The organism is Streptomyces sp. NPDC046716, from assembly GCF_040645755.1.
In the GTDB taxonomy this organism is placed as follows: Bacteria; Actinomycetota; Actinomycetes; order Streptomycetales; family Streptomycetaceae; genus Streptomyces.
This window is the reverse complement of the sequence record NZ_JBEYYU010000019.1, coordinates 60654-85354: the sequence shown is the minus strand read 5'-3', so window position 1 is coordinate 85354 and position 24701 is coordinate 60654. Positions and strand designations below refer to the sequence as shown.

The following is a 24701-nucleotide window of genomic DNA, read 5'->3' as shown; positions in this document are numbered from 1 at the left end:
TTGCGCGCAATCCGGTGGCATCCGGTGTCGGCTGATCCTCTGGGCGGCCCAACAGCCCAGCTCAGAGGGGTTTTACGGGCTTTCCGGCCGGATCCGGCACAGCGGAAGGGGCGACTGCGGTAGAAGGGATCCGCGAGCAACACGAACGAAGTGGAGCGATGGATGGCCGACGAGTTCGCCTCGGCGCTGACCAGACTGTGGGAACTCGCGGGCAGCCCGACGCTGGAGACGATCAGAGGAACCAGCCGGACCTCCTTCGGCGACTGGAAGAACGGCCGCGTCGTCCCCGACAGGAGCGACAAGCTGGAGGCGGTCGTACGGGACCTCCACATCAGGGCCAGGAACCGGGCGGGAGCGGGCAGGTCCACCGCCCGGGAAGCGGCCCTGCTCGACTCGTTGAGCGTCACCCACATGGAGACCCTGCGGACACAGGCACGGAAGAAGCTCCTGGCGACCCCCGGGGCCGGTGAACTGGCGAAGGTGCGCCGGCTCAGCGCCCAGGCCGTCGAGGACGCCGGGCTGCTGATGACGCCCAACAGCCGCTTTCCGCGCGGGATCTCGCTGAGCGACCTGCACGTGCCCCGCGGGCTGGAGGCCGTCGTCCTCGGCAGAGTGCCCGACCGGTGCGCCCAGTTGGTGGTCGCGGAGCCCGGATACGGCAAGACCACCGTGCTGTGGAGCCTGTTCCACCGGCTCGTGGAGCAGGAAGGCACGGAGCCCCTGTTCGTCAAGGCGTCGTTCCTGCTCGACGCGCTGCGTCCCGAAGACGAACGGTCCGCCACGGCGCTGACCGTCGCGGAGATCACCGAGGCCCTCAACCGCTGCGCCACGGAGGCGACTCCGGTACTGCTGGTCGACACACTGGACCTGCTCATGCACAGCCCGGAGGGAGCCGCGCTGGTCGCCCGGCTCATCGACGCCGCCCGCCACCACGCGGTGTCGGTGGTCATGTGCTGCCGTCCCGGCGAAGCCGAACTCCTCCCCTTCGCGGACACCGACGAGACCGAGGTGGACGCCCGGGACCTGTTCCTGCGGCCACCCCTGCGCCTCGGCACCTACAGCTCCGACGAACGGGCGACGGCGGTGGCCAGCCACAGCCGGATCTACTGCCCACGGGCCGTCCACGGACCGGACGCGGCACGGCAGTTGGAGCTCCGGATCATGGGAGCCGTCTACCAGGATCTGCCGCTGCGCGAGGTGTGCGACAACCCGCTGACCCTGCGCATGCTCTTCGACGTCTACGCACCCGACCCACCGGTCCGGGACATCGACGTCGCCTCCCTCTACGACCAGGTGCGCCGACAGCGCGTCGAGCAGGACAACAGAGCCGGGCACGGTGACGCGTCCCGGCCGGAACGAGCCGCCCGCAATCTGCGCGGCATCGCCCAGGCGCTGGCCCGCTACATGCTGGCCACCAACGAGCTGGAGATCGACCTGCCGGTCGCGGGGCATCACCTGGAGGAACTGCTCCCCGGCCGCACGTGGGACGACATCACGGACGAACTCGACGAGCTGGAACGCCGCGGAGTCGTCTCGACGATCGCGGGAACCACCCGCGTCCGGTTCTTCCACCAGACGTTCTTCGAGTACATGGCCGCCGACTGGCTGCGCACGGCGGGACGGGCGCAGGAACTCGTCGACCGTGTTCTGGAGCATCCCACCGACCTGGTCCTGGCCGCCGTAGCCGGTCAACTCGTGCCCCGGGAAGCACCGGGCAGGGCCGACCGCCTCCTGCTGCCTCTGCTGAACGACGACCGGACCGCATCGCTGGCGCTGGAGCTCTACGCCCAGCTGCGCACTCTCGGAGAGGCGGCCCCGACCGCCCGGGACCGCCTGCGGAACCTGCCCGCCGACCCAGTGAAGCGCTTCCTCACCGTGCTTCCCGGAATCCGCCACTCGCGCCCCGACCGATGGGTGGCCGATCTCACCGCGGTGTGGGAGCGGGGCGAGCAGCCGGACGCCGACGGCCGGGCCGTGCGCATCCAGCTGCTGGAGTCGCTGTGCCGCCTGCTGCGCCAGCACCCGGCCGCCGCAGTGGAACTGCTGGACAGCCTGAGCTGCATCCCGTGGCTGCTGACCTGGAACTCACGCACGCTGCGTTCTCACGACCACCTGTACCTGAGACTTCTTCGCGCGGCCTTCCGGGACGACCTCGACTGGACCCTCGAGCAGATGAAGAGCTTCTGGCTGCTCTTCTGCGGGGACAGAACCCCTTCCGGTCTGGCCGATCTCATGCGTGCGGCCGCCGAGGAAGCAGCCCGCATCGAGGAAGCCGCCCTGGCCACACGCGCGCGGCGCCTCGCGGCCACGCACTTCGAGGATCTCCTCGACGGCAGCGCCGAAGATCTGCTCGGCCTGGAACTCGACGCGGTGGAGGCGGCGTTGGGAGCACTGTGGGCCGTTTCGAAGACCACTGCGCCCGCCTCCGACCGGCTGCGCCTGGCGCTCGAAGCCGTCTCCGGCGGGCTCAGCCGTCCGACGGACCGCGCGAAGCTCTACGGCTCGGGGCTTCTCGCGACGCACCTCGACGAGCCTGCTGCCGAGCAGGTCGTACGAGCACTCTTCGCCCTGGACGAGCCGGGGGCCCAGACCGCGGCGCTGGACATGGTGGTCGTTCCCACGCTGGTCGACGTCGGCAGGGGGGAGCACGGTGACCGGCCCCGTGACTCCCCGTTCGTGCGGCTCATCGAGACCAGCTGCGCCGAGGCTCTCCGTCTGCTGCCCGCTCCGGCCTATCGCGACCGGCGGCGGACGCGTCCCCGGCTGTTCCTGGAGGCCGTATGGCGGGCCCGTCCGGCGCCGGGCACGTTGCTGCGGATCCTTCCCGACGCGCCTCGGGAAGTATGGCTGGACGCGGACGGGCTCGCGAAGCTCGCCGTGCCCGGGGCCGCGGCCGGACACCCGCAGGCGGAGGGTGCGCTGCACGCCTGGGCGACCGATCGTGCCGCCCACGACGCCTGCGCCACCCAACGACAGGCGCCCGCGACCTTCGCGACGGACTTCGTCGAACATGTCGGCGCGCATCCCGGACTCCTGGTCCATCCGGTCGAGGAGGCCCTGCTCACCAGCAGCACGAATCTGCTCGTCACCGTGCTGGACTCCGCGACGTCACCCGAAGCGGCCGCTGTACTCGCTCCCTATGAGAAACGGCTCCGCGTCCTGGCCCGCACCCTGACCACGAGCCACCCCAACCACCGTCGGCAGGGGTACCGCCTCCTCAGGGCCATGACGGAGACCGCCGGCTGGCAGCCGCCGGACAGTGGCGTCCTGGCCGACGAACTGCGCACCGGGGCCGCCCCTCTGCGGATCGCGGTCCTGGAACTCATCCGTACAGCCGTCCTCTCCGGCCGCTGGGACCACCCGGATCTGGCCCCCCTGCTGCCCGTGCTGATCGACCGGGCCGCCCCCGCCGCCGACCACACGCCACCCGCGCCGGCCGACAGGAACGTCGCCGCGATGGCACGGCACGTCTGGACCACCGCGGTGTGCCGCCTCACCCCGGTCGAGGACCACCGCCGGGTCGAGGCCGCCTACACGGCGCTGCTGCCGTCGATCCTGCCGTCGAGCCCGGCCGACGGGCCGCTGGTCACCGAGGACATTCGCGAACTGGGCCGGCTGATCGAGCGGATGGCTCCCCACGATCCCGGCGCGGCCGCCCGGCTGTTGCTCACCGTCTCCGAGGCGCTGCACGCGTACGATCCGCGCGCCCTCAAGCCGAAGCGGGAGATCGCCAATCGCTGGAGTGTGCCACTGAGAGTCCTCCTTGCGCATCTGGGCGGCACCGGCCGCAAGGACCTCGTCCTGGGGCTGGTCACTCAGGACGTCGCTCTCGCCCGCCGGACGGTGGAGGTGTTCGCGCAACTGCAGGAATCCTCTGTCGCGGAGCCGCCCGCCTGGTTCCGTGAGCTGGCTCACCTGCCCGGCCTCTCCCCCACCTTGCGGCAGTCGGTGGGCAACCGGCTCCGCATGCACGCGCGCACACGCTGCGGAGGCCCGTGGCCCGAGCTGTTGCCCGAGGAGGCGTCGGAGTTCGTGCCGTAGCGGGCTCGCTCCACCCGTAAGTCTACAGCCGTATACTTGTCTCCGGGGAAACACTTTCCCCTCCCGCCACAGCGCGGGAAGCCCAGGAGAGGCACACAGGACATGGATCTGAATCTGACCGGAAAGCGCGCGCTCGTCACCGGGTCGAACCTCGGGCTCGGCGAGGCCACCGTGCGGATGCTGGCGGCCGAGGGGGCCGCCGTCGTGGTGCACGGGCGGGACAAGGAGCGCACGGAGCGGGTCGCGCGGGAGATCCGGGAGGCGGGCGGCGACGCGACCGCCGTGCTGGGCGATCTGGCCGACGACACGGCGGCCGCCGAGGTCGCGCGGGCGGCCACCGAGGACGGGCCCGTCGACATCCTCGTCAACAACGCCGGGTTCTACCGGCACCTGTCGTGGGCCGAGGCGACGCCCGACGAGTGGCGCGACACCTACAACGTCAACGTCGTCTCGGGCGTCCGGATGATCCAGCAGTTGGTCCCGGCGATGCGGGAGCGCGGCTGGGGACGCGTGATCACCATCGGCGGCGGGCTCGCCTCCCAGCCGATGAACACGCACCCGCAGTACAACGCCACCCTCGCCGCCCGGCACAACCTGGCCGTGTCGCTGGCCCGTGACCTCAAGGGCACCGGCGTCACCTCGAACGTGGTCTCCCCCGGAGCGATCCTCGTCGAGGCCACCAAGGAACTCGTCACCGGGATCGGGCCCGCCCGCGGCTGGGGCGAGACCTGGGAGGAGATCCGGCCCAACGCGGTCGACGCCCTGATCCCCAACGACCAGGGGCGCTTCGGCGAGCCCGGGGAGATCGCGGCGGCGGTGGCGTACCTGTGCAGCGAGTACGCGGCCTACATCAGCGGTGCCACGCTACGCGTCGACGGCGGGCTCATCCGTTCCGCCTTCTGAGCCGGTGCGCCCGGCGGCCCGCGGCCGGCCGCCGGTTACCCGGGTCCGGTCTCGCCGGTCACCTGGTCGAGCATGCCCGTCAGAAGGTCCGTCAGGGCGTCGGTGTCGGCCTGGGCCAGGGCCGACGTACCGACGACCCTGCGCAGCAACCAGGTCCCGGCCACCAGCGCGAGCCCGAGCTGGGCCCGGACCTCCGCCTCGGGGCCCTCCAGGAGGCCCGCGAGGCGGGACCCCACATGCGTCTCGATGCCGCGGCGCAGGGCGTCCGCCGCCTCGGGATCCTGGACCGAGCGCAGCAGCAGCAGGAACGGATCGAGGTCTCCGGCGCCGGGCGCGGTGCGTTCGGCGAGGGTGTGCGCGATCGCCCGCGACAGGCCCGTACGGTCGCCGCCGACCACCGTCGGCGGCCCGAAGGCCCGGTCCACCGCCTGGGCGAACAGGCCCTCCTTGGAACCGAAGTAGCGGTTGATCATCATGGCGGTGACGCCGGCCCGCTCGGCGATCTGCCGGACCCCGGCCCGCGCGTAACCGTGCTCGGTGAACTCCACCACCGCCGCCTCGAGGATCGCCTCGCGCGTCGCGGCCCCGTCACGCTTGCGCGCAGGTCGGACAGCATTCATGCCCAGGAGCATACGGGTGAGCCGGAATTAACCCGGCAACCCCTTGCGCATCCCCGGATCGCTACCTAGGGTCCCGGCGTCTCTCAGAGAAAGACGGTGTCATGAATACTGTGACAGACGCAGGGACGCCGAAGCCGCCCGGCCCGAGCACCCCTCCGCTGACCACTGTCCTCAAGATCCTGGCCCTGCTCGACGTCCTCGCCGACGCGCCGGAGCCCGTGCGGGTGTCGGCCCTGGCCCGCGCGATGGGCACGTCGCGGGCCGAGACGCACCGCCAGCTGATCACCCTGGAGGCGGCGGGCTGGATGGAGCAACTCCCGGACGGCGCCTACCGGTTGACGCTGCGCCCCGCACACCTGGGGCACGCGGCGCTGCGCCAGGCGGGCATCGGCGAACGCACCGCTCCGCTGCTCGAACGGGCCGCCCGGCAGGCGGGCGAGGTCGTCAGCATCGCGGTCCTCGACACCGACACGGCCCGCGTCGTGCAGCGCGCCGAACCCGGCCGGTCCCTGCACGCCACACTGCTCCTGGGCGACCGGCTCAGCCTGACCACCAGCGCCTCCGGCCGGCTGCTCGCGGCCCTGTGCTCGCCGGAGATCGTCCGCCCCCTGCGCGAGCGCGGCGTCGCCCTGCCGGACGCCGACGCGCTCGCCGTGATCACCGGCACCCGCTGGGCCACCTCGACCGACGACGACGAGGACGGCATCACCGCACTCGCCGTCCCCCTGCGCCGGCAGGACGACGAGGTCGTCGCGGCGCTCAGCGTGCACGGCCCCCGCGACCGCGTCACGACGGCCGAGGCGCTCGCCGTGCTCCGCCCCGCCGCGCGCGAGATCGAGGCGCTGCTCCGTCTCGACACCGGCGGCGCCTTCGGCCTGCACGGCTGACCGGCCGCGGGCCGGGGGCCCGCGGCCGCTCCTCCTTCACTCTTCACTCCCGGTCCGCCGGGCAGTTCACCCACCATCACCAGGACTGCGCATGAACATGCCTTCTTCCGTCGCCGAACCCGTCGGCCGCACCCCCGCGGACCTGCTGCGCCCCGAGCGCCTCGCCCAGCTCCCGCCCACCCGGCTCAGCGCGAGCCGGGCCCTCGTCCACCGCATGACGGCGCGGCACTGGACGGTCGAACCGCTCGAATTCGCCGTGGACGACCAGGCCCGGGGACGGGCCCGGTACCGGGTCCGGACACCGGACGGGCCGTTCGACTTCGTCGCCTTCTCCTTCCGGCCCCGGCTGGAAGGCCGTACCAGCCGCATCGTCGGCACCGACTGGGACATGACCGGCGCGCTGTTCGACGGCGTCGCCGACGAGGACGACCTCGCACACACCGAGCGGGAGCTGCCCAAGCTGTACGAGGGCCGGGCCACCGGCCACACCCTGATCTGGTGCCGCTCGAACCGCAGCCTGCGTCTGTTCGAGCACGTCGTGGACAGCCTCGCCGCCGGGCGGCAGCCGGACGCGGCACGCCTGTGGGACGTCGGCTATCTGATGCGCAACACGGGCCTCGACGGCAACGGCACCTTCGGCACCCGCTCCTTCGCCGCGCTGCCCGGGAGCCATCCGCTGGCCGCCCCGCTGCACGCCCAGATGCTCGCCGCGTACCTGATGCGGGAGTTCGCCGCGGACCTGGCCGAGCACCTGGCCCGGCAGCGCAGCGCGCAGGCGCACCGGCTCGACCCGGAACTGCGGCGCTGCCTGGGCCTCGGCAACGCCTCCGCGCTCGGCCTGGTCTTCTTCGCCAACAACCACCCCCGCCTCGTCGACCGCTGGCTGACCCTGCGCGAACAGGCCCTCGCCCAGGCACTCGGCGCACGGCGCGGCGCGCCGCACCTGGCCGCCGTACGGACGGCCGTCGAACGGACGGCGCGCTTCCACGAGGAGGACCCGACGGTCTACGACGTCTTCGCCCCGGCCCCTCCGCTGGCGCGGTCCCTGCGGCAGGCGCTCACCCTGCTCGACGGGCTGGAGCGACCGGGCGACGCGGACGGGCTGCCGCGCCTGTGGGCGCTGTGGAACGCGGAGCTGGACGAGCGGACCGTCGAGGTGCTCGCGGGCGCGCTCATCGACAGCGTGCCCGACCTCACCGATCCGCTCGTGGACCGGCAGCGGGTGGACGAGACGCTCACCGCCCGCCCCGCGCAGACCGTCGGGGAGCTCCTCGCCCACCTCGACGACGCCTACCGGTGGGCGCTCGACATCGATCTGAGCGCGCCGGACGCCCTGCGGCACGTCTGGTACAAGTCGCGGGCCGCCGAGGAACCCCGGCGCGGGCCGCGCACCGAGGTCGCCGAGGGGCTCGACTGGCAGCTCAACGTGCCCCGGTCGGTCCAGGCCCTGCACCGGGAGCTGCGCGCCGCGGACCCGGGCGGCAGCACCGGCGTGTTCTGCGTACGGCACCCGGAGCACCGGGACACGGTCGCGCGGGTGCAGGGGCTCGCGGACACCGCGCTGCACAGCCCGCACATGAACATCGCCGACGACGCCTTCGTGCCCGCGTACATCGTGCGGTTCCTCAACTCCGCGGTGCACGGCCTCGACAAGACCGCCGACTCCGCCGGCCGCAACGTCCTCGGCCTGCTCTTCCACGGCGCGCCCACCCGCCACGACCTCGACCTCGATCCTTCCTCCCCCTCCCGTCACGACTGGACGCTGCCGGCCCGCCCGGCCGCCGCGGCCACCGAGGAGAACGCGTGAACCACCTGCACTCCCTCCCCGCTCCCCCGGCACGGCGCGTGTCGGTGCGCGAACTGCGCCTGATGACCGGACGCGCGCTGCTGACCACGGCGATCCCGTTCGGTTCCGTCGCCGCGACCCGCGAGGTCGTCGTCGGCGCCGAGACGCACGGGCTGAACGGCGTGGCCCGGCTGCTCGACGCCCTGCCCGCGCTGCGCTCCCGGCACCTGCGGCCCGAACTGCGCGACGGCGGGGCGCGGTTCCCCGATCCGGCGGCGCAGCCACCGCTCGCGACCGCCCCCGACCTGCTCGACCTGGCGGTCGCCTGCGCCCTCACCGACGGGCCGGTCACCCTCGCCGCCCCGGGGCACGACTGGGCGGTGCGGTCCCTGCTCCCCCTCGCCGAACGGCACGGCGTGGAACTGTCGTTCACCGCCGACTCCGTCACCGCCCGGCGCGCGCCCGGCGGCCCGCGCACCGGTCCCGACGCCGCCGGTCTGCGCGCGCTCACCCACGGGCTCCCGGTGGACGCCGCGCTGTGGCGGCGCCTCGTCGCGGAGGCGGAGACCGCTCTGACCCCGGACAGCCCGCTCTCCCGCACCCACGCCGGCGACTCCCTGTACGGCCCGGACGGGCAGATCCTCGCCGAGGCCGGCGAGGACGAGCCGGTGGAGCGGGCCTCGTGACCGGCTCCGGGGCGCCCGTCGTCGACGGCCTCCAGTGCGGCCCCTACGACCGTGAGGTGTTCCGCCAGCTCCGCGCGGGCGGGGTGGCCTGCGCCACCGCCACCGTCGCCTTCTGGGAGGACGCGGTCGAGACCATGGACGCGCTGGCCGCCTGGCACGACCTGCTGGCCGCCAACGCCGACCTGGTCGTGCCCGTGCGGACCGCCGCCGACATCGACCGGGCGCGGGCCGAGGGACGTACCGGGATCCTGCTGGGCGCGCAGAACGCGAGCCCGCTGCAGGGACGGCTCGGATTCGTGCGGCACTTCCACGCGATGGGGCTGCGGGTGATGCAGCTGACGTACAACAACACCAACGAGTTCGGCGGCTCCTGCTACGAGACGACCGATCCCGGGCTGACCCGCTTCGGACACGAGGTGGTGCGGGAGATGAACACCGTCGGCATGCTCGTCGACCTGTCCCACTCCGGCGACCGCACCCGGCGCGAGGCGATCGAGCACTCCGCGCGGCCGGTGGCGCTCACCCACGCCAACCCCCGCTCCCTGTACGACCATCCGCGCAACGCCGACGACGCCACGCTCAAGGCGCTGGCCGCGCGGGACGGTGTCGTCGGGCTTGCCACGTACCGGTCCATCTGCGGCCGCTACGCGGGCGGTCTGGCGGACTGGTGCACGATGGTGGCGCGCACCGTCGACCTCGTCGGCGTGCGCCATGTGGCCATCGGGACCGATCTGAGCCCGAAGGCCGGGCCGGCCGAGTTCGCCTGGATGCGCAAGGGCCGCTGGACCCGCGGCGAACAGCGCGGCGCCGACCTCGGCTCCCCCTCGGCCGCGCCGGACGACACCCACGAGTGGCTCGCCGACGCCTCCGGGCTCGCCCGTGTCACCGACGGCCTCCGCGCGACCGGTTTCAGCGCCGACGAGGCGGCCGCCGTCGTCGGCGGCAACTGGCTGCGCCTCTATGCGGACGTCCTCACCGCGGACGCCGGGAGCTGAGCCGGGTCGGGCGGCCCGTAGCAGCGTGCCGCCCGACCGGTAACCCGCCCATCAGGGGCGGCCCTTGCTCCACGGCAACGGACCGGGCCGTCCTCCAACCGAAAGCCGACGGGTCATGACATCTGAACAGACCGAGGACAGGGCACGCAAACCGGCGCCGACGGCCCCCGGGCCCGCGGACCGCGGGGAACGCGCCGCCCGTCTCACCGCACGCATCGACCGGCTCCCCATGACGTGGGTGCAGGGCCGGATCCTCACCCAGGGCGGCCTGAGCACCACGCTCGACGGCCTCGATCTCGGCATCATGTCGTTCCTGCTGCCGCTGATCACCACGGCGTTCGCGCTCACCGGCACCGAGCAGGGCATGATCGCCGGCGCCACCCTGGCCGGCGCCTTCGTCGGCGACCTCTCCCTGGCCCTGCTGGGCAACCGTCTCGGCCGCAAGCCGCTGCTGCTGTGGTCGCTCGTCCTGTACAGCGGCTGCACCCTGCTGTCCGCGGCCTCCCCCGACTACGGCGTCCTGCTCGCCCTGCGCTTCCTCGCGGGCGTGGGGGTCGGCGTCAACGTCAACATCGTCATCCCGTACCTGGCCGAGTTCGCCCCGCTCAAGACCCGTGCCACGTACGTCGGTTCACTCGCGGGCTTCTTCGGTCTCGGGTACGTGCTGGCCGCGCTGGTGGGTACGTTCGTCGTCGCCCGGGTCGACCACGGCTGGCGGTGGGGTCTCGTCCTCGTCGGGCTGCCGGTGGCGCTCGCCCTGTGGTGGCGGCGCAACCTGCCGGAGTCGCCCCGCTATCTGCTGCTCAAGGGCCGCGACGACGAGGCCGAGGCCGTCGTCGCGGAGTTGGAGCAGGCCGTACGGCTGCGCACCGGCGCGCCGCTGCCCGAACCCGCGGCCGACGCGCCGGCCCCGCCGCAGGCGGACCCGGGCGCCGCCGCGCAGTTCGCGGGGCTGTGGCGCGGCCCGTTCCTGCGGCAGACCGTCGTGGTGTGGAGCATGTTCTTCGTCGCCAGCTTCGCCTACTACGGCTTCCTGACGTTCCTGCCGAGCATGCTGCTCGACCGCGGGATGAGCATCACCGACAGCTTCACCTACGCGCTCCTGGTCGAGGTGGCGCAGGTACTCGGCTACTACCCGGCGGCCCGGCTCGCCGACCGGACCGACCGCAAGTGGTCCATCGTGACCTGCCTCGCGGCGTCGGCGCTCTGCGCGTTCCTGCTGTCGCAGGCCACGACCGATCTGTGGGTCCTCGTCCTGAGCCTGTTCCTCGGCTTCTTCCTCAACGGCCTGTACGCGCCGCTGTACACGTATCTGCCCGAGGTGTACCCCACCGAGTTGCGGTCCATGGCGGCGGCGGCCTCGGACGCGTTCAGCCGGGTCGGCGGCATCGTCGCGCCGATGCTGATCGGCACGATGTACGCGTCCTTGCGCTTCAGCGGGGTCTTCACGCTCATCTGCGCCGTCCTCGCGGCAGGTTGCGCGATCACCCTCACGCTGTCCACCGCCACCAAGGGGCGCTCGCTGGAGGCCCTGACGCCGTAGCGGCCGCCGGTTTCGTCACCGTTCCGCAACAGGCGTGAACCAGCTGACCAGGCGCACCGTAGACCCCGGTGTGCGCGGTTCAGTGGCCGCGGGCGACCCGAGACGAGAGAAGGAACCGAGATGGCCGGCGGCAACATCCAGATCAGCCCGGACGAGATGCGGGAGGCCTCGACCTGGCTGCAGAACCAGAAGGAACTGATGCAGCAGAGCCTGCACGAGGCCAACACCAAGATGGACGAGATGGTCGAGGCGGCCTACGCGACGCCGGGCTCCGAGAGCAAGTTCCGTCCGTTCTGGGAGGAGTACAAGAACGGCACCGAGAAGGCCATCGAGGGTCTGCAGGGCGTCAGTGAGTTCATCAAGCAGGTCGCCGACGCGTTCGTCGACACCGATGACCAGACGGCCGGCTCCATCGGCTGAAGCGTCCCGCACCGTCCGGCCCCGCCCTCCCCGTGAGGGCGGGGCCGGACTGCCGGGACAGGAGAGAGGACACCGATGGGCCGCATCAGCGTTCCCGTGCAGGATCTGAAGGACACCGCCAGGGAGCTCCAGAACATCGCGGACCTGATCGGGAACTCCGCGACGCTCTACCACGCCTCCGGCGACCGGTCCGACTTCAAGAGCTTCGTCGGCGACAGCCGGCTCGCGCAGGCCCTCGACTCGTTCGACAAGGCGTGGGTGGCGGGTCACGAGCGGGTGCACGACAACGTGAAGACGTTCTCCGAGAACACGGACACGATCTCCGAGAACTTCACGCAGACGGACGAGGACACCGTCGACTCGCTGGACGAATCGCAGCAGGACGCGTGACGGAGCACGTCACGCGGAAAGGAAAGGCGCCATGACCGAACCGGTCACGGAGCGGCCCGACGCCGCGCCCGCGGGATACACGCTGAGGTTCCCCGACTCCTGGTGGCAGCTCGACCTCGACCCGAACACCCGGGACGCGTCGATCCGCCGCCGGGTCGAGTCACAGCTGGAGAAGGGCCCGCGGCTCACCCGCGAGCAGGTGGACGGGCTGATCCGCAGCACCCGGCGCATCGCCCGCGACGCGTACGCGAAGGGCGCGCTGCGGGCCGCGGGAATGCTCAGGATCCTCCCCGCGGGCAGCGGTCCCCTGGTGCTCAGCGCCACGACGGTGGTGCTCCGGATCTCCGTTCCCGAGGATCAGGCGGAGGACCTGGCGGACCTCGTCGTCGCGGCCGGACTCCAGCTCGGCACCGACGCGGAAGGCACCGGACTGCCGCCCGGCGAGGTGGAGTTGGTCGAACTCCCGGGCGTCGGACCGGCCGGGCGGATCACCAGGATCGAGGAGGTGGAGCACCGCGGGACGCGGGTGCCCACCGCCGTGCGGCACACCCTGGTCCCGGTGCCGAACAGCCAGGACTATCTGGTGCTCGCCTGCTCCACTCCCAACGTGGACCTGGCGGAACAGTTCCACGACGTCTTCGACGCGATCGCGGAGTCGCTCCGCTTCGAGGACCCGGCCGCGCGGACCGCCGGCGAAAGCCCCCTGGGCGAAACAGACAACGGAAAGTGAGGTCGCGCACGTGGCGCGTCCAGCAGTGTCCGAGTGGGAATCTGTCTTCGGGTTCTCGGACGATCCGACTCCGGGTGATGCGGAGCTGCTCGGTGAGCTAGCGCGCAGCTACCGCTCCGTGGCCGACAACGCGGGCGACGCCCTGCCCCTGGTCTCCGGTCTGGAGGACCAGCAGGTCGGCGAGGGCAAGTCCATGGACAAGCTCCGGGACAAGCTGGGCGACCTGGCCGAGCAGGTGCGCAAGCTGCACAGTTCCTACGACCAGGCGGCCGGCGCCCTGGACACCTATGTCCACTCGCTGCTCGATCAGCAGCGCAACGCGGACCAGGCGCTGGAGAAGGGCCGCGAGGCCAAGGAGCGGCTGGATTCGGCCACCGATGTGGTGCGCGCGGCCGGTGCCGACATCGGCCGGCTGGACGGGAACCCTCCCCCGCCGGACGACAAGGAGGCGCGGGCGAGCACCCGGCGCGCGCTCGACGAGGCGCACAGCAAGCAGTCCTCGGCGCAGTCGCAGGCCGACGACGCCCAGGCGGATCTCGACGCGGCCCGGCTGCTCGCGGAGGACGCGCGCCAGGTGCGCGAGGAGGACGCCGCCGTCGCGGCCCAGAAGCTGGACGACGCGCGGGACGAGTCGGTCGCGGGCTACAGCCTCTGGGACAAGATCAAGAAGGCGTTCAGCCAGGCGCTGGGCATCATCAGCGCGATCCTCGGCGTCATCGCCCTGCTCGTCCCCGGACTGCAGGGGCTGGGCATCGCGCTCACGATCGGCGCCGTCGTGGCCGGTGCGGCGTCGCTGGGCATCAACATGTCGATCATGGCGGAGACCGGCGACTGGGACATAGGCGAGATCGTCCTCGGCATCGTCGGCCTCGTCGCGGGCGGCGGCGCGCTGTTCAAGGGGCTCGGGAGCATCGGCGCGGCGCTCAAGGGGATCAAGCCCGGCTCGATCAAGGTGCCGAACGTCCGGGCCAGCAGCCGGGGCCTGAACAGCCGTACCTGCAAGACCGACCCGGTGGACGTGGCCAGCGGCGAGATGGTGCTGCCGCAGACCGATCTGGAACTGCCCGGCGTGCTGCCGCTGTCGGTCTCCCGTACGCATCTGTCGAGCTACCGCTACGGCCAGTTCTTCGGCCCGTCCTGGGCCTCGGTCTTCGACGAGCGTCTGGAGGCGGACGAGCGGGGCCGGGTGTCGTGGGCGCGCGAGGACGGTTCGGTCCTGACCTACCCGGCCCTGCCCGCCGCCGACGCGGACGGGCCGGTGTGGCCCGAGGAGGGCCCCCGGCTGCCGCTGGCCCGGGCCGGAACGGGCGACGCGGGCGAGGCCGTCTACCGCGTCGAGGACCCGCACACGGGAGTCGTCCGCACGTTCGCGGACCTGCCCGACGACGACAGCGGGCTGTTCTGGCTGGCCCGCTGGCACGACCGCAACGACAACGGGGTCACGGTCGAACGGCGGCCGGACGGCGCCCCGACGGCGCTGGTCCACACCGGTGGCTACCGCGTCGACGTCGAGTGCGTCGTGGGCCTCGTGACCCGGCTCGCGGTCGGCACGCCGCGGGGCCCGGTCGAGGTGCTGTCCTACCGCTACGACGCCGAGGGGAACCTCTCGCAGGTCGTCAACTCGTCGGGCAGGCCGCTGGTGTTCGGCTACGACGACCGGTCCCGCGTCACCTCCTGGACGGACCGCAACCACTCCACGTACCGCTACGTGTACGACGACCACGACCGCGTCACCGAGACCGTCGGCCCCGACGGATGCCTCTCCTCGCGCTGGTCCTACGATCCCCTGCTGCGCCGCACGCACTTCACCGACGCCTGCGGCGCCACGACCGTCTACCAGCTCAACGAGCTGTACCAGGTCGTCACCGAGACCGACCCCCTGGGCCACGTCACGGCCTCCGAGTGGGACCGCTACGACCACCTCCTGTCCGAGACCGACGCCCTCGGCCACACCGTCCGGTACACGTACGACCGGGCCGACAACCCGACCTGCATCGAGCTGCCGGACGGCAGCCGGTCCACGTCGGCGTACAACGCCCTGAACCTGCCCGTCACGCTGACCGGCCACGACGGCGCGACGTGGCGGCAGGAGTTCGACGAGCGGGGCAACCTGACGGCCGTCACCGCGCCCGACGGCACCGTCAACCGCTTCACCCACCACCGCAACGGCGCGGTCGCCTCGGCCACGGACCCGGCCGGCGCGGAGGTCTCCTACGAGGTCGACGGCGCGGGCCTCCCGGTGGTCCTCGGCAACCCGGCGGGGCAGCGGGCCACGATCGAGCGCGACGCGTTCGGCCGGCCCGTCCGCGTCACCGACCCGACGGGCGCGGTCACCCTGGCCGAGTGGACCGTGGAGGGACTGCTCGCGGCCCGCACCGCGCCCGACGGCCGCACCGAGCGGCTGACCTGGGACGGCGAGGGCAACTGCCTCACCAGCACCGACGCCTCCGGCGCCACCACCGTCCACGAGTACGGCCACTTCGACCAGACGACGGCACGGATCACGCCGGACGGGGTCCGCCACGCCTTCGTCCACGACGCCGAGCTGCGCCGCACCCGGGTCGTCGGCCCCCAGGGGCTCACCTGGGACTACACGTACGACAGCGCGGGCAACATCACGGCGGAGTCCGACTTCGACGACCGTGTGACCACCTACGAACTGGACGGCCTCGGCCGGATCGTCTCCCACACCACGCCGCTGGGCGAGGTGATCGCCTTCCGCTACAACTCCGTCGGTGAGCTGGTGGAGAAGGACGCCGCCGGGGCGGTCACGTCGTACGCCTACGACGCGGCCGGCGCGCTCGTCCGGGCCGCGTCCGGCACGTCGACGGTGGAGTTCGAACGGGACCTCCTGGGACGGATCGTGGCCGAGACCGTCGACGGCCGCACCACCCGCTTCACGTACGACCTGCTCGGCCGCCGCACCTCCCGCACCACCCCCACGGGCGTCGTCACCGAGTTCAGCTACGACGGCAGCGGGGCGCGGGACGCCCTCGTCGCCGACGGGCACCGGGTGGAGTTCACGCACGACACGGTCGGACGCGAACTGGAGCGCGTGTGGGGCCCGGTGGCCTCCCCGGTGCGCACGACGACCACCTGGGACCCGGCCGGGCGTACCGTCGCGCACGCGCTCGTCGCACCGGGCCGCACTCTGCGCGACCGGTCCTACACCTACCGGGCCGACAACCACCTGACCGGCGTCGCGGACCGCGCGACGGGCAGGCGCCAGGAGTTCGCCCTCGACCCGGCCGGCCGGCCGCTGGCCGTGACCGGCGACGGCTGGAGCGAGGCGTACGCGTACGACCCCGCGGGCAACCAGACCGAGGCGGCCTGGCCCGACCGGGCCCCCCGGGCCGAGGCCCGCGGTTCGCGCAGCTACCGGGGCACCCGCGTCCAGGAGGCCGGTGCGGTCCGCTACGAGTACGACGACGCGGGCCGCCTGGTGCTGCGCCGCAAGCAGCGGCTGTCGAGGAAGCCCGACACCTGGCGGTACGAGTGGGACGCCGAGGACCGGCTGACCGCCTGCACGACGCCCGACGGAACCCGCTGGCAGTACACGTACGACCCGATGGGGCGCCGCACCGCGAAGCACCGGATGGCGCAGGACGGCCGGACCGTCGCCGAGAGCACGGTGTTCACCTGGGACGACTCCTCCCTCGCGGAGCAGACCGACTCCGTCACGGGCGTCACCCTCACCTGGGAGCACGACGGCCACCGCCCCCTCACCCAGCTCGAACGCAGGCCGCGGAGCCAGGGCGGGTACGACTCGCGGTTCTTCGCCGTCGTGACGGACCTGATCGGCGCTCCCACCGAACTCGTCGACGAGCAGGGCCACATCGCCTGGCACTCCCGTTCCACCGTGTGGGGCGGCACGGCACACCACCGCGACGCGACCGCGCTGACGCCCTTCCGCTTCCCCGGGCAGTACGAGGACCGCGAGACCGGCCTGTACTACAACTACTTCCGGCACTACGACCCGGAGACCGGCCGGTACACGGCGCCGGACCCCCTGGGCCTCGCGCCCGCGCCCAACCCGGTGGCGTACGTCGACAATCCGCAGGCGTTCAGCGACCCGCTGGGGCTCGCGCCGTGCAACGAGGCGGACATCGTCTGGGGCGGCCGGGTCAAGTACGCGGGGCTCGACCGGATGAAGCGTCCGAAGGGCGTGTTCGCCAAGCTCGACTCGGGCATGACGGGCGGCAAGACCAGGCCCAAGCCGCCGTCCGAGCCGCCGGGCTGGCAGTCGGGCAAGAACCTCAACCGCGGCCATCTGCTCGGCGCCCAGATCGGCGGCTCGAACAAGAGCGTGCTGAACTTCGTCACCCTGCACCGCCACGCGAACGCGCCGGTCCACGTGCACTACGAGAACGCGATCCGCAAGGCCGTCGACGCGGGCGAGAAGATCGAGTACAAGGTGACGCCCATCTACAAGGGCGGCAACCCCGTCCCGTCGGACATGAGGCTGAACGTCCGCGGTGACCGGGGATTCCAGTTCACCCACCACAAGACGGGGGCCCTGGTGAACCAGGTGGTCTTCCCCAACAAGCCCAAGTAGCCGGGCACACAGGAGGGCTCCCGCACCGGCCGTCGCCGGTGCGGGAGCCCTCTGTCGTACGGACGTCAGCCGCGCGCCGCCGGGAGCACCGTCTCCGGCACCTGGACCGTGCGCAGCACCCCGTCGCCCAGGTGCAGGATCGCGCGTCCCGGGCGGGTCGCGCCCAGGCGGCTGCGCGGCACCTTGACGCCGATCAGTTCGCCGTCGCTCATGTTCTGCGGCTTGAGCAGCAGCCCGCAGCGGTTGCGGCGGGCCTCGGCGTGCCAGCCGGAGAAGCCCGAGGAGAGCCGGTCGGTCTGTCCGGCGATGACCAGACCCCGGCGGTGCTCCGCGCCGGACTTGGCGATCTTCGTGAGGACGGGCTCCGCCTTCGTCTTGAGCAGCAGGTCCGCGTCGTCGAGGATCACCACGACGCTGCGGGGCGCGGCCGCAAGCGCCTCCTCCAGCGCGGTGGGGTCGAGGTCGGCGTCGTCGAGGACCGCGAGCACCCCGGGCCGTCCGACGAGCTGGCGCAGCGGCGACCGGGCGGGCGCGCCGACGACCACGGACGTCCCGACCGACAGCAGCGACATGGCCAGCGTCGCGAGGACGGTGCTGCGGCCGGAGCGGGCGGGCCCGGCGACCAGGAACGTCGGCGTGACGGAGAAGTCGGGCCCCACGGCGGTGAGTTCGTCGCCGCCGACGCCGGCCAGCGCCCACCGGTGGGACGGCAGCGGCCGCGGCGCGAAGCGGATCGCCTGCTCCAGGGTGAGCCGGTCCGGCAGGGTGTCGACGCGGAACGGGCGGGTGCCCTCGGGCAGCCCGGCCGCCTGCTCACGGCAGTGCGCGGCGATCTCCTGGAGCGCCCCGGCCTGTGCCTGCCCTTCCGGGTTCTCGGTGAGGAGCGCGATCTGCACCTCGGCCTTGTCGGCGGCCCGGAAGGCGCGGCCCGGCGGGATCTCGTCGGGCACGTTGCGCTGGGTGATGCCGATCTGGCCGTACTCGGACTTCTCGTTCAGCTTGAGTACGAGCTTGTCCTCGGTGGAGCCGTTGACCCGGCTGGAGAACAGCGCGCGGTCGCCGGTCATCACCAGGTGGATGCCGACGCTCGCGCCGTCGCGGAGCAGGTTGAGCACGGAGCTGAGGAGGTTGCCGGAGTCGTACTCGCCGAGCTGCTTGTCGAAGACCTCCCACCGGTCGATGAACAGCACGATGTGCGGCGGGCGTTCGGCCTCCGGCAGGGCGCGGCGCAGTTCCGGCAGGTCGGCGCTGCCGCGGGCGGCCAGCATCTCCTGACGCCGACTCAGTTCGGTGGTCAGCCGGGCGAGCAGCCGGGCCACCCGGTCGGGCTGGCTGCGCTGGGTGATGGCCCCGCAGTGCGGCAGTCCCTCGATGGGCAGCAGGGCGCCGTTGCCGCAGTCGATGCCGTACAGGTGCAGCTTGTCGGCGCCGTGGGCGGCGGCCAGCCGGCCGGCGATGGTGCGCAGCGTCTGCGACCTGCCCTGCCGGGGCGAGCCGATGATGTGCAGGTGGCCGAGGGTCGCCAGGTCGATGACCAGCGGCTGCCGGGCCTGCTGGGCGGGCAGGTCCACGACCCCGTACGCGACGGGCGCCAGGTCGTACTGCGAGGGCGGGGGCGCCGGGAGTTCACCGGCGACCAGGACCTCGGGCAGCGGCGGGAGCCAGGGGCTGTGCTGGGCGGGGATGCCCATCTCGCGGTCCGCCGCGCGGATCGCCGTGACGAGCCCGGTGAGGTCGGTCTCCACCTCGTCGGGCACGGCGGCGGCGCGGGGCCGTGCCGGGAGCGGTTCGCCGAGCCGCTCCCAGCCGACCGCCACCGCCCAGGGCGCGGGCAGGGACGTGGTCGAGGCACCGGGCCTGCGGCCGCCGACGCGGCCGGACTGGAACGGCACCAGGGAGTTCTGTCCCAGGCGCACATAGGCGCGGCCCGGGTTGCTCTGCGAGATCCCGGCGGCCTCACCGGAGTTGAGGACGTCCTGGCTCTCGCCGGAGTCCGTCACCCGCAGCGCGATGCGCAGGTTGGTGTTGGCGCGGATCTCGGAGGAGACGACGCCGCTGGGGCGCTGGGTCGCGAGGATCAGGTGGATGCCGAGGCTGCGGCCCCGCTGGGCGATGTTGACGAGGCCCTTCACGAAGTCCGGCAGGTCGCGCACCATCGAGGCGAACTCGTCGATGACGATGAGGAGTCGGGGCATCGGCTCGCGCCCGGCCGGGTTGCGCTCCAGGAGGTCGACGTAGTCCTCGATGTCCTTGGCGCCGGCGGCGGCGAGGATGTGCTCGCGCCGGGTGAGTTCGGCGGTCAGCGACACCAGGGCCCGCTCGACGAGATGGGCGTCGAGGTCGGTGACCATGCCGACGGTGTGCGGCAGGTCCACGCAGTCCTTGAACGCGGAGCCGCCCTTGTAGTCGACGAGGACGAACGTCATGGCGTCGGGCCGGTTGGCCACGGCGAGCGAGGCGACCAGGGTCTGCAGGAGTTCGGACTTGCCGGAGCCGGTGGTGCCGGCGACCAGACCGTGCGGGCCGTCGCGCTTCAGGTCGAGGTGGAAGGGGCCGTCCAGGGAGACGCCGACGGCGGCCCGGGTCGAGCGGCCGCCCGCCGCCCAGCGGGCCCGGATCGCCGAGGCCTGCGGCGGGTCGAGGGAGAGGACGTCGAGCAGGCGCGCGGAGTTCGGCAGCACCGCGGCCTCCTCGTCACCGCCGCCCGGGTCGCGCAGCGGGCCCATCGCGCGGGCCAGTGAACGGGCCCAGTCCGCGGAGACGACGTCGGGGCGGACCCCGCCGACGACGCCCCGGCCGGAGCGGCCGACGCGGACGGTGCCGCCGGGCTCCTCGGCGACGACGGCCTGGCACTCCTCGGGCAGCAGCCGCTCCTCGGCGTCCAGGCAGACCGCGCGGACGCCGACGGACGGGCCGTCGCGCAGGATCTGGGTCACGCCGGGCAGCGAGCGCAGCCGGCGGGCGCCGTCGAGGACGACGAGGACGTCGGGTCCCGCGGGCCGGCCGCGGCGCTCGGCGGCCGTCTGCTCGGCGCGCTCGGCGATCAGCGCGGTGAGTTCGGCGACCCGGCGGGCGCAGGTCTCGGTGCCGTAGCCGATGCTGGCCGGGGTGTCGCCGGACTTCTTGCGCACGTGCGGCAGCCAGCGCAGCCAGGACCAGCCGTCGCGGCCCTTCTCGCCGGTCGTCAGCAGATGGATCTGGAGGTCGCGCGGGCTGTGCAGGACGGCGGCCTGGGCGACCACCCAGCGGGCCACGGAGCGGGCGGCCTCGCCCTGCCCGGCGATGCCGAGCACGTCGTGCTCGCGCAGCGGCACGGTCACCGGGACGTCGTACGCGGTCCAGGGGTCCTGGCGGCGGTGCTCGTCCTTCGTCGGGTCGTGGAGGACCACGTCGGAGTCCATGTCGGCGGTGCCGACGCGCAGTTCGAGGAAGTCGGCGTCGGTGGTGCGGCGCTCCCAGAGCCGGCGGCGCGGGCCGACGGCGGTCAGCACGACCTCGGCGGGGTCGGGGAATCCCCGGCGCCGGGCGGTGCGCTCGGCCGTCAGCGCCTGGGTCGCGTCGCCCTCGATCCGGGCCTTCTTCTCCTCGAAGGCGGCGACGCTGTCGGAGTGCGACTGGCGGCCGGAGCGCCGGCTCATGATGTAGTTGCCGACGATCGCGACCGGCGAGAGCAGGCCGAACAGCAGCATGGACATCCGGCCGAAGATCAGCGCACCGGCGCCGGCCATCACCAGGGGCGCCAGCGCGGTGATCCAGGGGAGCGGCCGGGCGGCGGGCGGGGCCGGCGGCGAGGGCAGCGTGAAGCGGGTCTCGGTCCCGGGCGGCCGCAGCCGCGGCGGCCGGTTGTAGTCCCAGCCGGTGCCGTCCTCCGACGGCTGCAGGGCCGCGTCCGGCTTCTGCGGCAGGGCGAGTTCGAGCAGGCTGTCGCCGACGAGGAGCTGGGCGCCGGGCGGCCAGGCGGCCGGCTCGGTGAGTTCCTCGCGGTCCAGCTGCACGGTGCCGGCCGGTACGGCGGCGTCGGGCACGATCCGGCAGCGGCCGCCGGGGCTCACCGCGACGACGGCGAGCGGCCGGGCCGGGTCGGCGCGCAGCACCTGGGCGGTGCCGTCGTGGGCGAGGCCGATGCGGTACTCGCCCATGTCGAGCCGGTGCACGGCGCCCGCGCCGGGCCCGCCGACGGCCCGGATCTCGACGAGTCCGTCCGGTTCGCCGGCCGTGCCGCCCGCCGGGCGGCCGAGTCCGACGACGGCCGCGTGGTGGAGCGGGGCGTCCCCGAGCCGCATGTCGGCGGGGAGCTGCCGGCCGTCGGCGTACAGGGCGCGGCCGGGCGCGGGCACGCCGCCCGCTTCGGCGAGCGCCCGGGCGACAGCGCTCACGGGCGTGTCGGGATCGGCGTCGAGGTGGACGTCGAACGCGTCACCGCCCTCCTCGACCACGGTCAACATCAACGACACGAAAACGTCCTCCAGCCGGCCCGGAACAGGAATCGGGGGAGCCGCCTCCCGCGGCTCCCCCACCACTGTTGGCGACTACGGACCGCGTCGGCGGATGGTTCATCCCGCCCCTGGTGAACCATCCGTGGCCGCGCCCCGTAGTGGCCATCGGGTGCACGGCGCGGCGGCTGCGCGGTGCCGCTTGACGAGGAGTCGGAAGATGATCTGGTACGTCCTGGCCGTGGTGCTGGGGCTGGCGTTGGCCGGCGCGGTGACGGCGCTGGTCGTCACCGAGCGGCGGCGGCCGCGCAAGCCGAAGCCCGTGGCCCCGTCGGCGGCCGTCGTGGGCCGCGGGGCGCTGGACGTGGTCAACGCGGGCCTGCGCCGTCTGACCGGCGAGTGCCTGCGCTCCGGCCGGTCGCTGCCGGACCTGTACGCGGTCGTCTACTCCGAGCGGCGGCTCGGGCTGCTGCTGGCCGCCCCCGAGGAGCAGGCTCCCGCGCCGTGGACCGCCGAGCAGGACGGCGAGCGCTGGGTGATCTCGACCGACGATCTGCACCGCCCGGGTCCCGAGGGCGAGCCGGCCCTGCCGTTCGCGCTGACGGTGACGGTGGGCCTGGACGGCCCCGACCGGGTCCTGGTCGATCTGTCCCGGGCGACGGGCGCCGTGTCGCTGACGGGCCCGCCGGACGAGGTGCGGCGGCTGGTGCGGACCCTCGTCGTCGAGGCGCTGGCCGGACCGGTGGGGGCGCTCGCGCAGGTCACTCTGGTGGGCTCGCTGTCCGACGGCACGCTGCTGCACGGCGACGAGCACCGCAGCTCGCGGCTGCACGGCGCGGCCAGCCTGGAGGAGGCGTTCGCCGGTGCGGCGTCGTCGGGCGCGGGGGCGCAGGATCCCGGCTCGCCCGAGGTGACCCAGATCTTCCGGCTGATCGAGGGCAGCAGCCGGATCGCCGTCCAGGGCGAGGCGCCCCATCTGTTCGTCGTGGACGCCTCGCAGCTCCCGCGACGCGAGGGGGCGCTGGCCGGGCTGCGGCGCGGGGACGCCCTGCTGGTGCTCGGCGAGGCTCCCACGGGCTGGCGCTGGCGCGTCGGGGCGGACGGCACGCTGGACACCGGCCCGCTCGGGCTGCGGATCACCCGGCACGCGGGACGGATGCCGTGACGGTCAGCCGGGCGCTCGGTCGTTGCCGCCCGCGTACATCCCGCGGTTGTGCAGTGCCTCACGCATGGCGCGCGCGGCGTAGTACGTACGGGACTTGACCGTGCCCGGGGGAACGCCGAGGACCTTGGCGGTCTGGTTCACGCTGCGTCCCAGATAGTGGACGTGCAGCAGGACCTCGCGCTGGGCGGGCCGCAGGTCGCCCAGCGCCTCGATGAGCACCTGGGAGGTGAGCATGTGGTCCACTCCGTCGGACACCGGCAGGTGGGCGAGTTCCGGGTCACCGGTCTCCGGTGGTCTGGCCTGGCGGGCGCGGTGGTTGTCGATGACCAGGTTGCGCAGCGCGGTGAACAGCCAGGGGCGGACCGAGTCCGAGGTCGGGTCGAGTTCGGAGGCGTGCCGCCAGGCGCGGATCGCGACTTCCTGGAGGACGTCCTCGGCCCGGTGCCAGTCGCCCTCGAGGCGCCGGGCGGCGAACTGGAGCAGGGCGTTGCCGTGCAGGTGGTACAGCGTTCTGAGGAATTCTTCGGGGCGGGGTTCCGGGGGGCCGGGTATGGGGTCTTCGGTGGGGACGCTGGCCGACAAGGCCTTTCCTCTCCGGTCGTCTGTGGGGGAAGACGGGTGCGGCCGCCTGCGGGAGAACCGACAGGCGCCGCCGCGGGCCGGCGGACGCGCAACGGCGTCCGCCGGCCCGCGGCGGCGGTGAACTCGCTTCGCCGGTCAGCCCGGTTCGTTCGAGGAGAGCGAGCCCACCTCGCGCGCGGTCAGTTCCCGGTCGTAAACGTGGACGTCCGCGATGTCACCGTTCCAGTGGTCGGCCGCCTTGCCGTTGAACTTGCCGCGGCCGATCACCACGGTGCCGGTCGGCTTCACACCGTTGGAGGCCTCTCTGGTCCCCGCGAGCCGGCCGTCCACGTAGATCCGCATCCGGTGGTCCTTCTGACTGTACGTGCCGGTCAGGTGGTACCAGTGATCGGGCTGAGGCTTTTCGGCCGTCTCCGCGACGGTCCGGGCGCCGAGGAAACTGAACGCGAAATTTCCGTCCGGTCCGGAGTACTGGAGGAAGAACGTGCTGGTCCGGTCGCCGTCCTGGGAGACGGCGGTGTGGATGCCGGTCATGTTCGCCGAGGTGGCGCGCACCCGCGCGGCGACGCTGTAGTCCTTGCCCGCGGTGTCCGGACGGGTGTTGGTGTCGGCCTGTCCGGTGCTGCCGTCGAGACGGAGGGCGCCGCCGTGCGGGCCCTCCGTCCACCGGGTCCCGCCGCTCACCGTGGCGTCGTGGCCGCCGGCCCGCGCGGTGCCGGACCGGTGCAGGGGCCACCACCCGAGCCCCTGCAACGGGTCGGTCCCGTCCTCGGGACCGGAAGCGGCCGGTTTCGCCTCGTCCGCGCTCTTCCCGGAGTCCTGGCCGCGAACCAGTTGGACCACGACGAACGCCAGGGCGACGGTCAATACGGCGATCGTGGTGATGAGTGGCCATCTGCGCGTCATGTACGTCCCCAGGAGTTACGGCATAGCTGTGTCACTGGTGATCACGAGTGCAACGGCCA

General features: G+C 73.0%; 16 protein-coding genes. 12 read left to right on the top strand and 4 right to left on the bottom strand.

Annotated features, from left to right (window positions below; translation table 11 throughout):
• Positions 1-162: 162 nt before the first annotated feature.
• Together ABZ930_RS16835 and ABZ930_RS16830 are read left to right on the top strand one after the other, a co-directional pair.
• The gene (locus ABZ930_RS16835; protein ID WP_361548150.1) at positions 163-4041 is read left to right on the top strand and encodes a hypothetical protein; all 3879 of its coding nucleotides are present in this window, start codon (positions 163-165) and stop codon (positions 4039-4041) included.
• 102 nt (positions 4042-4143) lie between these two features.
• A complete protein-coding gene (locus ABZ930_RS16830) occupies positions 4144-4944 on the top strand; it encodes an SDR family NAD(P)-dependent oxidoreductase (protein ID WP_361548147.1) in 801 nt (266 codons plus the stop codon).
• Between the two features lie 35 nt (positions 4945-4979).
• On the opposite strand, the gene ABZ930_RS16825 is transcribed toward ABZ930_RS16830, so the two are convergent.
• Positions 4980-5564, bottom strand: coding sequence for a TetR family transcriptional regulator (locus ABZ930_RS16825; protein ID WP_361548144.1), 585 nt, complete (start codon positions 5562-5564; stop codon positions 4980-4982).
• Positions 5565-5674: 110 nt separating this feature from the next.
• Between ABZ930_RS16825 and ABZ930_RS16820 the strand changes: the two genes are divergently transcribed.
• The 9 genes from ABZ930_RS16820 to ABZ930_RS16780 all read left to right on the top strand — a co-directional run bounded on the left by ABZ930_RS16820 (position 5675) and on the right by ABZ930_RS16780 (position 17556).
• Entirely contained in the window at positions 5675-6451 is a 777-nt protein-coding gene (locus ABZ930_RS16820; RefSeq protein WP_361548141.1) for an IclR family transcriptional regulator, read from the top strand.
• Positions 6452-6542: 91 nt separating this feature from the next.
• Complete coding sequence (locus ABZ930_RS16815) at positions 6543-8258, top strand: hypothetical protein (protein ID WP_361548138.1); 1716 nt, start codon at positions 6543-6545, stop codon at positions 8256-8258.
• Entirely contained in the window at positions 8255-8923 is a 669-nt protein-coding gene (locus tag ABZ930_RS16810; protein WP_361548135.1) for a hypothetical protein, read from the top strand. Before ABZ930_RS16815 ends, ABZ930_RS16810 begins: the two co-directional genes overlap by 4 nt.
• Positions 8920-9918, top strand: coding sequence for a membrane dipeptidase (locus ABZ930_RS16805; protein WP_361548132.1), 999 nt, complete (start codon positions 8920-8922; stop codon positions 9916-9918). The genes ABZ930_RS16810 and ABZ930_RS16805 overlap by 4 nt, the downstream gene beginning before the upstream one ends.
• Positions 9919-10033: 115 nt before the next feature.
• Positions 10034-11461 carry an MFS transporter gene (locus tag ABZ930_RS16800; RefSeq protein WP_361548129.1) on the top strand — a complete coding sequence of 476 codons (1428 nt, stop codon included), beginning with the start codon at positions 10034-10036 and terminating at the stop codon, positions 11459-11461.
• 120 nt (positions 11462-11581) lie between these two features.
• Complete coding sequence (locus ABZ930_RS16795; protein ID WP_361548127.1) at positions 11582-11881, top strand: WXG100 family type VII secretion target; 300 nt, start codon at positions 11582-11584, stop codon at positions 11879-11881.
• Between the two features lie 75 nt (positions 11882-11956).
• Positions 11957-12271, top strand: coding sequence for a hypothetical protein (locus ABZ930_RS16790; protein ID WP_361548124.1), 315 nt, complete (start codon positions 11957-11959; stop codon positions 12269-12271).
• Positions 12272-12302: 31 nt separating this feature from the next.
• The gene (locus tag ABZ930_RS16785; RefSeq protein ID WP_361548121.1) at positions 12303-13001 is read left to right on the top strand and encodes a hypothetical protein; all 699 of its coding nucleotides are present in this window, start codon (positions 12303-12305) and stop codon (positions 12999-13001) included.
• A 118-nt stretch (positions 13002-13119) separates the two neighbouring features.
• Complete coding sequence (locus tag ABZ930_RS16780; protein ID WP_361548118.1) at positions 13120-17556, top strand: DUF6531 domain-containing protein; 4437 nt, start codon at positions 13120-13122, stop codon at positions 17554-17556.
• 65 nt (positions 17557-17621) lie between these two features.
• On the opposite strand, the gene ABZ930_RS16775 is transcribed toward ABZ930_RS16780, so the two are convergent.
• Positions 17622-22001, bottom strand: coding sequence for an FtsK/SpoIIIE domain-containing protein (locus tag ABZ930_RS16775; RefSeq protein WP_361548245.1), 4380 nt, complete (start codon positions 21999-22001; stop codon positions 17622-17624).
• Between the two features lie 208 nt (positions 22002-22209).
• On the opposite strand from ABZ930_RS16775, the gene ABZ930_RS16770 reads away from it, so the two are divergent.
• The gene (locus ABZ930_RS16770) at positions 22210-23154 is read left to right on the top strand and encodes a hypothetical protein (RefSeq protein ID WP_361548115.1); all 945 of its coding nucleotides are present in this window, start codon (positions 22210-22212) and stop codon (positions 23152-23154) included.
• 3 nt (positions 23155-23157) lie between these two features.
• On the opposite strand, the gene ABZ930_RS16765 is transcribed toward ABZ930_RS16770, so the two are convergent.
• Both ABZ930_RS16765 and ABZ930_RS16760 read right to left on the bottom strand, forming a co-directional pair.
• Positions 23158-23736, bottom strand: a complete 579-nt coding sequence (locus ABZ930_RS16765; RefSeq protein WP_361548112.1) for a sigma-70 family RNA polymerase sigma factor — start codon at positions 23734-23736, stop codon at positions 23158-23160.
• Between the two features lie 135 nt (positions 23737-23871).
• The gene (locus ABZ930_RS16760; protein WP_361548109.1) at positions 23872-24642 is read right to left on the bottom strand and encodes a LamG domain-containing protein; all 771 of its coding nucleotides are present in this window, start codon (positions 24640-24642) and stop codon (positions 23872-23874) included.
• Positions 24643-24701 lie beyond the last annotated feature (59 nt).